Source organism: Bacillus sp. JJ1562, assembly GCF_036962705.1.
Taxonomy (GTDB): domain Bacteria; phylum Bacillota; class Bacilli; order Bacillales; family Bacillaceae_L; genus Ferdinandcohnia.
In genome coordinates this window covers 1-9,644 of record NZ_JBALOQ010000061.1, presented here as the reverse complement: position 1 = coordinate 9,644, position 9,644 = coordinate 1, and the positions used below count along the sequence as shown (strand labels likewise).

The 9,644-nt window shown below is 38.3% G+C and carries 11 protein-coding genes; 3 read left to right on the top strand and 8 right to left on the bottom strand.

From position 1 onward, the window contains the following. Positions 1-212 precede the first annotated feature (212 nt). A complete protein-coding gene (locus V7097_RS24540) occupies positions 213-434 on the top strand; it encodes a hypothetical protein (protein ID WP_335706263.1) in 222 nt (73 codons plus the stop codon). A gap of 78 nt (positions 435-512) precedes the next feature. On the opposite strand, the gene V7097_RS24535 is transcribed toward V7097_RS24540, so the two are convergent. The 5 genes from V7097_RS24535 to qoxA form a co-directional block, all read right to left on the bottom strand. Next, positions 513-1,028 (bottom strand): RDD family protein, encoded by a 516-nt coding sequence (locus V7097_RS24535; RefSeq protein ID WP_335706262.1) that lies wholly within the window; start codon positions 1,026-1,028, stop codon positions 513-515. Positions 1,029-1,115: 87 nt separating this feature from the next. Further along, a complete protein-coding gene (qoxD, locus tag V7097_RS24530) occupies positions 1,116-1,400 on the bottom strand; it encodes a cytochrome aa3 quinol oxidase subunit IV (RefSeq protein WP_335706261.1) in 285 nt (94 codons plus the stop codon). Position 1,401: 1 nt separating this feature from the next. Beyond that, a complete protein-coding gene (gene qoxC, locus V7097_RS24525; protein ID WP_335706260.1) occupies positions 1,402-1,998 on the bottom strand; it encodes a cytochrome aa3 quinol oxidase subunit III in 597 nt (198 codons plus the stop codon). Beyond that, positions 1,995-3,944 carry a cytochrome aa3 quinol oxidase subunit I gene (gene qoxB / locus V7097_RS24520; protein WP_335706259.1) on the bottom strand — a complete coding sequence of 650 codons (1,950 nt, stop codon included), beginning with the start codon at positions 3,942-3,944 and terminating at the stop codon, positions 1,995-1,997. The genes qoxC and qoxB overlap by 4 nt, the downstream gene beginning before the upstream one ends. Positions 3,945-4,002: 58 nt before the next feature. After that, positions 4,003-4,899 carry a cytochrome aa3 quinol oxidase subunit II gene (qoxA, locus tag V7097_RS24515; RefSeq protein WP_335706258.1) on the bottom strand — a complete coding sequence of 299 codons (897 nt, stop codon included), beginning with the start codon at positions 4,897-4,899 and terminating at the stop codon, positions 4,003-4,005. Between the two features lie 443 nt (positions 4,900-5,342). On the opposite strand from qoxA, the gene V7097_RS24510 reads away from it, so the two are divergent. Then, positions 5,343-6,203, top strand: coding sequence for a VanW family protein (locus tag V7097_RS24510; RefSeq protein WP_335706295.1), 861 nt, complete (start codon positions 5,343-5,345; stop codon positions 6,201-6,203). 133 nt (positions 6,204-6,336) lie between these two features. Then, positions 6,337-6,687 (top strand): hypothetical protein, encoded by a 351-nt coding sequence (locus tag V7097_RS24505; RefSeq protein WP_335706257.1) that lies wholly within the window; start codon positions 6,337-6,339, stop codon positions 6,685-6,687. Here V7097_RS24505 and V7097_RS24500 read toward each other — a convergent pair whose 3' ends face one another. From V7097_RS24500 to V7097_RS24490, 3 genes are all read right to left on the bottom strand, one after another. After that, positions 6,688-7,296 (bottom strand): flavin reductase family protein, encoded by a 609-nt coding sequence (locus V7097_RS24500; protein WP_335706256.1) that lies wholly within the window; start codon positions 7,294-7,296, stop codon positions 6,688-6,690. Between the two features lie 14 nt (positions 7,297-7,310). Then, a complete protein-coding gene (locus V7097_RS24495; protein ID WP_335706255.1) occupies positions 7,311-8,240 on the bottom strand; it encodes a ring-cleaving dioxygenase in 930 nt (309 codons plus the stop codon). Positions 8,241-8,549: 309 nt separating this feature from the next. Continuing rightward, positions 8,550-9,260 (bottom strand): Crp/Fnr family transcriptional regulator, encoded by a 711-nt coding sequence (locus tag V7097_RS24490; protein ID WP_335706254.1) that lies wholly within the window; start codon positions 9,258-9,260, stop codon positions 8,550-8,552. Positions 9,261-9,644 lie beyond the last annotated feature (384 nt).

The following is a 9,644-nucleotide window of genomic DNA, read 5'->3' as shown; positions in this document are numbered from 1 at the left end:
ATGCTTGGAGGATTTGAGCTGGAGCTTGTACTGCTAAACCGTTGTTGCGGTACATGCTTGGAGGATTTGAGCTGGAGCTTGTACCTGAAGAAACACTGTATCTTTTACCAGCCCCCACCACAGCGTAAAATACAATTTTTGAACATTTAGTGAAAAGTATTTGACAATTTTGTGAACAAAGTGAATAATTTATAGTAGGAGGATGAGGAAAAATGAAATCTACTATGCTTGAGGCTGTTAAGTATTTTGGGGGAACAGTGCTTATTGCCGGTATCATTATTTTTTGTCTAGGATTCTTTGCAAACGGTTCCAGCGTATTAACGCCAATTGGTATCGGTACGGTTATGGGAGCTATTTTTGTCTTCTTAATGGGGCTATTTTTAATCGCATCTGAAGAAATATTGTTGAAGGCACAAGGGGCAAAACAAGAATAAATCAAACATTCGGTTACTTATAGGCTTAGCCACTCAATCGGCTAAGCTTTTTATTTTTGAACAAAAAAAAGATGCTCTTCATTGCACCTTCACCACATACGTTTTCGCCAAGATATCATATAAAGATTGTTTCTTCTTTGTAAAAATACATGTCAAAATATATGAAATCATAAGTGCATAGATGAGTCCACCAATTAAAGTGTAAGCGAACGGAAATTCAATGTCCCCCAAATACATCAATCGATAAACAAGAAAATGTGACAGCTCCCAAGGTAAAAACTTTACGAGTGTTCGAAAAGCCATTTGCAGTAAAGACACGGCTTCTTCGTTTTTCCGAATCACTCTTATACCGGATTTTCTCTTTCCAAATGACTGCCCACCAATTTTTGAATCGCTAATAATAAAATAAAGGGAGACAGGCAAAGTCACCATTAAAAAGCCTGTAAATTGCGCAACTACTACTGATCCCTTGAAGAATTCTTGCAAACCTGGAAATAGAAATACGTTAATAATAAAAAGGACAACTAGATACACAAGAATCAAAATATAATCAATCATGAAAGCTTTGAACCTCAGTAAAAATGAAGCATTCATCTACATTCCCCCTTTCATGTTTTATATTACACAATAATCTGATTATTCTCCACAAAAAAAAGAGTGCCTCGAAAGACACTCTTAATTTTATGACATATCCCAAACTAGTATGAATAGTGTACCGAAGATTGTAATTAACGCAATAAAAATCATGAAATAGACATTTGCGTAAATTGCCCATTTATCCTTTGTTTCACCAGCATGCATGAATACAATTAATTGCACCAATGCTTGCACAAATGCTGTAACAATGAGTATAGTTATGCCTACTGCAAAGGATAGGTCAAGGAAGTACACTCCAAGAGCAATAACTGTAAGGAGCAATGAAAAGACAAAACCCATTATTTGTTTAGCTGGAAAAAGTTCTCTCATATTACATCATTCCTTTCAAATAGATGAAGCTGAAGATGAAAATCCAGACAACATCTAGGAAGTGCCAATACAATGAAAAGATGAACGATTTACCAGCAGTTTCTGCAGTTAAGCCTCTTTTTCTTATTTGGAGAAGGATCATAGCTCCCCAAAATAGTCCAAATGTAACGTGAATTCCGTGTGTTCCTAAAGTTGTTAGCAACATCGCTGTAAATGCACTTGTTTGTAAACCAGCTCCAACATGGACATAGTGAACAAACTCATAGATTTCAACACCTAGGAAGGCTAAACCTAGAATCAATGTGATTACGAAGAAGCTCATCATTGCCTTAACTCTGCCTATGCGCATTGCATGAACTGCAAGACCAATTGTAAAACTACTGGTTAAAAGTAAAATTGTTTCGATTAAAACAGGTGTGATTTCAAAAATCTCTGCACCTGATGGACCGCTTCCGACGCGGTTCTCTAATGTAAAATACGATGTAAACAAGGTTGCGAAAAGCATGATTTCTGCACCAATGAAAATCCAGAAACCAAAAATATTTAACTCGTTATGGTGCGTACTATATTCAAGAGGTTGCGAATGTCCTAGTTTCATAGTTTAGCACCTCCAAGTTTTTCTTCTGTTTCTTTTACTTTATCAACTGGAATATAATGTCCAGGATCCTTTTCAAATGAACGGTATGCCATACATACAAAGATAGCAATTGTTGAAATAATCAACAGTGTCCACATTGCAAATACGAAGGAGAAGCCCCACACGAAGAAAATGCTACTCATGATAAATGGAAGCCCGCTTTTGTTAGGCATGTGAATTTTTTCAATTTTACCTGGGAAAAGCTTATGCTTTTTCTTTTTGTCATCCCAGAATGGTTCGCTTGAGTTTACATTTGGAGTAAATGCAAAGTTATACTCAGGAACTGGTGTATGTGTTGCCCATTCTAGTGTACGTGCATCCCATGGGTCACTACCGATATCTCTAGATGCGTAGCGAATGCTGTGGTAAATGTTATACACAATCAGAGCAAATCCAATTGCCATAATACCCGCACCGATGAACGAAATCATGTTCAATGGACCAAAACCAGTACTTTCAGAGTATGTGTACATACGACGAGCTTGACCGTCTAATCCTGAAATGTACATTGGGAAGAATGCAAGGACAAATCCGATTGAAAGTGCCCAGAACGTCCATTTTCCAATACGTTCACTTAGCATAAATCCGAACATTTTTGGCCAGTAATATGTGAGTGCAGCAAGCATCGCAAATACAACACCTGGAATAATTGTATTATGGAAGTGTGCCACTAAGAACATTGTATTATGGTACTGATAATCCGCAGCTGACATCGCAAGCATTACCCCGGTTACCCCACCGATTGTGAATAATGGAATAAACCCAATTGAGTAAAGCATTGGAACTGTCATTCGGATTTTACCTTTCCATAATGTAAACAACCAGTTAAAGATTTTCACACCAGTCGGAACAGCAATCAACATAGTTGAAATTGAGAAGAAGCTGTTCGATGCAGCCCCTTGCCCCATTGTAAAGAAATGGTGCGCCCAAACTAGACATGAAAGTACTGAGATGATGACCATTGATCCAACCATTGATTTGTAACCATATAGGTTTCTTCCTGAGAAGGTAGAAATGATCTCACTGTAAATACCGAACGCAGGTAGGATTAAGATATATACTTCTGGATGCCCCCAAACCCAGAATAGGTTAGCCCAAAGCATATCCATTCCACCGTTTGTACTAGCAAAGAAATGTGTTCCAAATAGACGATCCATTGTTCCCATTGCTAACAAAACTGTTAAAATTGGAAACACTGTTACGATAATGAGGTTAGCAATTAAAGTAGACCATGTGAACATTGGCATTTTCATCAATGTCATACCAGGTGCTCTCATTTTTAAAATCGTAGTGATCATATTGATACCTGTCATCATTGTACCAAGACCTGAAATCTGTAATGCTATCATATAGTAGTTCGTTCCTACTGATGCACTGAAATCATTACCTGCAAGTGGGAAATATGAAGTCCATCCTGCATCAGGTGATCCCCCAATTACAAAGGAAATATTAAATAGCATAGCCCCCATAAAGAAGAGCCAGAAGCTAATCGCATTTAAACGTGGGAATGCCACGTCACGCGCACCGATTTGCAAAGGTACAACGTAGTTCATAAACCCAATGATAAATGGCATCGCCATGAACATGATCATGATAACACCATGTGTTGTAAATATTTCATTATAGTGCTGTGCGTCTAACAGCTTTGCTTCCGGTGTAGCTAGCTGTGCACGCAGCATAACTGCATCCACTCCACCACGGAACAGCATGATTAAGGCGGAGATTAAATACATGATACCAATTCGTTTATGGTCAACGGTTGTTAACCATTCGCGCCATAGATAACCCCATTTTTTAAAATAGGTTAAACCGGCGACTATTCCGATTACGGTAAGTCCAATTGCGACCATCGCTGCATAGATGGCAGGACTAGGATGTGGTATAGCAAAACGTTCAAAAAATTCCATCCGTTTGTTACTCCTTTCAATTGAAGTGAAAATTCGGCGTTCAAAATTTATTTAAAAATTAATGACTCTCATGCTCTGTATGATCTTCCTCGTGATCCTGATGATCTTCTTTGGCATCACCTGATCCGTGGTTATGCTCTGGCGGTGGTGCGAACTCAAGGTGAGTTCCAGTAAACGTCATTTGACCAAGGTGTCCTGGTTCTAAAATCTCATCAAATTTTTCTTCAGTTATCGGCTTCGCAGTTTCTTTAACCTCGTCTACCCATTCTTCAAAATCCTTTTGAGATACGGCGTTTACGCTAAATGTGTTTTCCGCAAATCCTTTACCACTAAAGTTTGCGTTACGTCCCATTAATTCACCCTGCTCATCAGCAGCAAGATGCAAAGTCGTAATCATGTCGGCCATGGCGTATTTTTGCCCGCCAAGCTGTGGAATCCAAAAGCTTGTAATTGGCCCGTAAGAATAAAGTCTGAATTCAAGTGGTCTGTCTGTTGGAATGTATAGGTAATTGACTGTTTCAATATCCTCTTCCGGGTAGCTAAAATGCCATTTCCAGTCTGAGGACGAAGCATAAATCACCAATGGCTCTTGGTCTTCGTAGCCTATTGGTGCAGACTCGACAATGTAGTTACTTTGAACAGATACAACTGAAAGATAACCAACGATTAAGATTGGAATCCCGATACAAATTGCTTCAACCCAAGGATTTCCCTCAATATGTGGTGGCTCGTAATCCTCTGGCATTTTTGAAGCTCGATATTTAACGAGCATATAGGTTAATAATACGAAAACGACAATAACTACAATAGCCATGATTCCAATTGAAAGTAGGATATCATGGGCTTGCCTCTCGGCTTGCGGTCCTTTTGGGTCTAGGACCATTAATGGTTCACATCCTGTTAACACTGTGGCAATAGTAATAACCATTGATAAGAAAAACCATTTGATTTTCATAAAAGTACTCCTTTCCGAATGAATGCTCTATTTAACAACTATGTACGTCATACTGAAATTGTGTATAACTTCACAAAGTTGTCAAAAATTTTTTAGCTACTTGTTTTTTTCGTAATATGTGAAAACTGCAGCTAAGGTTTATTTTGCATAATAATTTCTTTGAAATCTTTATCACTGTGTAAATGATGATAACATCAAGAACCCCAAAAAATTGTTACAGAAAAGGGAAGGAAGTTTTTGTAAAATGTAAATCACCCTATCATAAACCCTGCAAACCCTGATGTGATGCATATCACAGACGTTTTTCTTGAATTTGAACATTTTGTTACAATATTAAATTCAAAAATTTTTCTACCATAATTAATGGAATTGCGAATATTCATCCATACTATAAAAAATGATGTTTCGTAAAGGTGGTGGGGACACTGAAATTATTTTGGGCTATGATGCTTTTCTTTACTGTACAGCAATTCCATCCTCAGGATAATTTGTACATAACCTATAAAGGAAATCCGATTGCCACAGTGAATCGGGCAGAATATTCTCTTCCATTGCTCGGTGTTCCCACGTTGAACACGAAAAAATATACAGATTTTCTAACCTATTTAGAAGAACAAGTATACGAGGAAGCAAGGGACGCAAAGATAGGCAAAACGGGAGAGATCGTTCAGGAATATGTTGGCGTAAAATTAGATAAGGATAAATTTACGAAGTTATTCTACTCTAATTTTTTTGGAAAAGTGGATTACCTTGAGGTACCCATTGAGCGAATATATCCGCGGGTAGATAGTGAGCTTTTATCCACAATCCGGGTAAAACAGATTGGGCAGTATGTTACGCATTTTAATTCATCTAGTAAAGCACGTTCTACAAATATTGCTCTTTCAGCCGCAGCTATTGATAGTTATGTGCTCTTTCAAAATGAAATCTTCTCCTTTAATCAAGTCGTTGGAAAACGAACCGCCGCCAGGGGATATCAACCGGCTCCCGAAATCATAAGAGGTGAACTAATTGAAGGGATCGGAGGTGGAATTTGCCAAACGTCTTCCACCCTATTTAATGCCGTCGATCTTGCCGGAGTTGAAATCGTTAAGCGCTATTCCCATAGTAAACGTGTTGGTTATGTACCTCCAGGACGCGACGCAACAGTAAGTTGGTATGGACCTGATTTTCTTTTTAAAAATACATACAATCAACCGATATTAATTCGGGCAAAGGTTAATGGAGGAACACTTATCGTAGCCATTTATTCTTCGGAGGATATCAATTATACGCCGCGAAAATTTATTCCTAAAGGCAAATAAGGGATAAATCAACTCGACACCATTACCTGCATGGGTGAATATAATAGAAAAGGGTCATAGGGACAGGTTCCTCGTCCCACCATATTTTACTCAGGACAATGGACCTGTCCTATAGTTTATGGAGGGAGTGTTCATGAATAAGGATAAAAGGGATGCCGCTATCTCCTCTGCTGCCAACAATATTGTGAATAAAACGAACTCGACTTTAGGTAATTTTCAATATAAACCACCTAATAATAGCGGTACAATCCTAGGTATAATCGGAAGTGTATTATCTACTGCGGGTGACGCTTTGTCGGCTATTGGAGCAATTATTCAGCTAAATACAGATGTTTCTACCGATTTTCAATCACAAGTGGAAAATTATAAATCGGATCAAGATAAGAATCAGATGCAGCAGGATATTGACAATCTACAGGAAAAAGTGAATCAGCTAGAGGAAATGCTTAAAAATAACCAAACGGAAAAGAGAGACCAAAAATGATTACTTTGGTCTCTCTATTTCAAACACGTCTCCTATTTTCGCATAATAATTGCCTGCCAATCGGCTTACCGGCCCTAGTTTTTCTTGATTAATCCGCCCATTGCTATATAGCTCCTCATCAACATGAAACTGGACAACTTTTCCGATGAGCAAATCACAACCCGGCATTTCCTGTCCACCTAATTCAATTGCCTGCTCTAAGACACATTCGATTCGGATTTTGGCTTCTTTAATCCCTGGTACTTTAATATTTGTACTTTCTACTGGTGTTAGCCCGGCAAGCTCAATTTCACTTTCATCGGCTGGAAGACTTGCTGCGGTAATATTGATTTTTTCTACATTACTCTCATCGACAATATGAACGACAAACTCTTTTCCTTCTGTAATATTTCTAGCCGTGTCCTTCATGATTCCCTCTTTTCGTTGGATCGATAATGAAATAAGGGGTGGATTGGATGACACGATATTAAAATAACTAAAAGGAGCTCCATTTAGCGTACCTGTCTTCGATTTTGATGTCACAAATGCAACTGGCCTTGGGGTAATGCTTCCAATTAGCAGCTTATAATTGTCCCTTTCAGAACTTTTACTTGGATCAATTGAAATCAATGTTCAGTCTCCTTTTAATCCAGACTTCTTACTTCAAACGGTAGTAAGACATTTTCTATCTTCTGACGATGTTGTTCATATTGTGGGGGTAGCTTTAATTCTTTACCCATTGTCTCATACTCTTCATCAATGCCAAAGCCTGGAGGATCTGTTGCGATTTCAAAAAGAAGTTCTCCGTGCTCCCTAAAATAAATCGCATTAAAGTAATTTCGGTCGCGTACGCTTGTTACCCCATAGCCATGATTGGCAATGTATTGTTGCCACTCTAATTGCTCCTCATCATCCTTCGCACGCCACGCAATATGGTGAACAGTTCCGACACCCAAACTTCCTTTTTCACCAGGAATTCGTTTTACATCGATCACATTTCCGATATTGCTTTCAGCTTTAAAGCGAATAAAATCGCCTTCCTCACCAATGTGCTCTAGACCCATGATTGATAAAAGCTTTTCCGTTTCTTCAGGTTGTGAGGAAAATAAAATCGCCCCACCGAAGCCCTTAATGGCAACATCAGAGGTTATATCTCCAAATTCCCACTTACTGTTTGCCCCTTCTTCTCGTTCAACAAGTTCAAGTTGCAGTCCGTGGATGTCGTCAAATTGGAGATATTGTTCTCCAAAACGTTCTGTTTTCTTATATGAGATATTGAATTTAGTCAATCTTGATTCCCAAAAAGATAATGCTCCCTTTGGAATAACGTAGGTGGTAATCCCAACTTGGCCATCGCCGATTTTTCCTTGAGATGCATTTGCCCATGGGAAAAAGGTAATAATGCTGCCTGGATTTCCAACGTCATCACCAAAATAAAAGTGGTACGTACCTGGGTCATCAAAATTGACCGTTTGTTTCACAAGACGAAGCCCTAAAACACCCGCATAGAAGTCAACATTCTCTTGGGGATGCCCAACAATTGCAGTAATATGGTGAATACCTGCTGTTTTCATAGTTTTTATCTCCTTTTAAAATAATCTAATTTATTTTTTTACAGAATAGATGGGAATATTCGTTTCTATATTATCCTACATTCAATTATCTTGAATTCAAGATAATTTTATAACACTGTTTAGTTATTGTCAATTGTATTTCGAATTTTCTCTTGGGTTATCGTACAATAATTTCATGATATCGGACATTGACGTCGAGATATTGGACAAACCCCTAGTTTCATTATATTAAAAGCCTTCCGGTTATTCCGGAAGGCCGAGTAACTAATAGGACTCTCTTGATTAAGGGAACCCTTATAAAATAGTAGTTTATCTATTGTTAGCTTTCTTTCTAAGCTGTTCTAGTTGTTTAATGATGATTTTTCTTTGCCCTTTTAACTCAATGAGGCCTTGGTTTTGAAATGCTGATAATCTGCGACTGAGTGTTTCCTGTGAGGTTCCAAGAAAGGATGCAAGGTCTCCTTTTCGAATCGGCAGTTCAATCGTCATCGAATCTTCATCATGGCCTTCAATTAGCTCAACTAAATAGCCTGCGACTCGCTTTTCCACATCCTGTGAGTTTAATTTTTCAATGAGTGATTCCGTTTCATGGAGTCTACTCGTGAATTCCTTCAGGATTTTTAACGAAATGGTTGGATAGCTTAGGAGTAGTTGATGAATGTCCTGCTGCTGTATGGTACAAACCTCTGTATCTTCCATTGCCTCAGCAAAGCTTGTTGTCATTGTTTTTGAAAAGAGAGAAAGCTCGCCGATGAAGTCACCCTCTTCCACAAATCGGATAATTTGTTCTTTCCCATTTTCAGTCATTCGGTACATTTTTACCAAGCCTTTATGAACAATAAAAAGATGTTCTGAGAGCTCATCTGAATGGAATAAAAGCTCTCCTTTCTTGAGACGTTTGCTCACTGCGACTTGTGAGATTTCAGCCATTTCACTTTCAGTTAAGTGGTTAAAAATCGGAACCCTCGAAATGCACGAATTTTTCATATGATCATCGTGATTACATGAATGACAAGACATTCAGCTTCTCTCCTTTGTATATAGTTCAGTTATAACTGATTTTCAATTTCTATTCTTTGTATGGCTGGGCAAGACGGAGTCCTTTCAAAACACTTGCCCTCATGGATAACATACCAGATACAAAGGAAACCAGCTTATTAAAGCATCAATGATTATTAAAATTATCACAATTGCGCCAGCAGTTTTTATCCTCATCTTTATTGTAAGTGAGGGCGGAAAAATAATCTTTGACGTAGGTCAAAATTGGGTAATGTATTAGTTTTAAATGGGTTAATGCAGGAGAGAGTTCATTAGGACTCGTTGAGTTGAAAAATAGTGATTGGCGTCCGATTTGGGTGCTCATTCGGACTCAGTTCACTGAAATAATGGTTTGGCTGTCCGAAT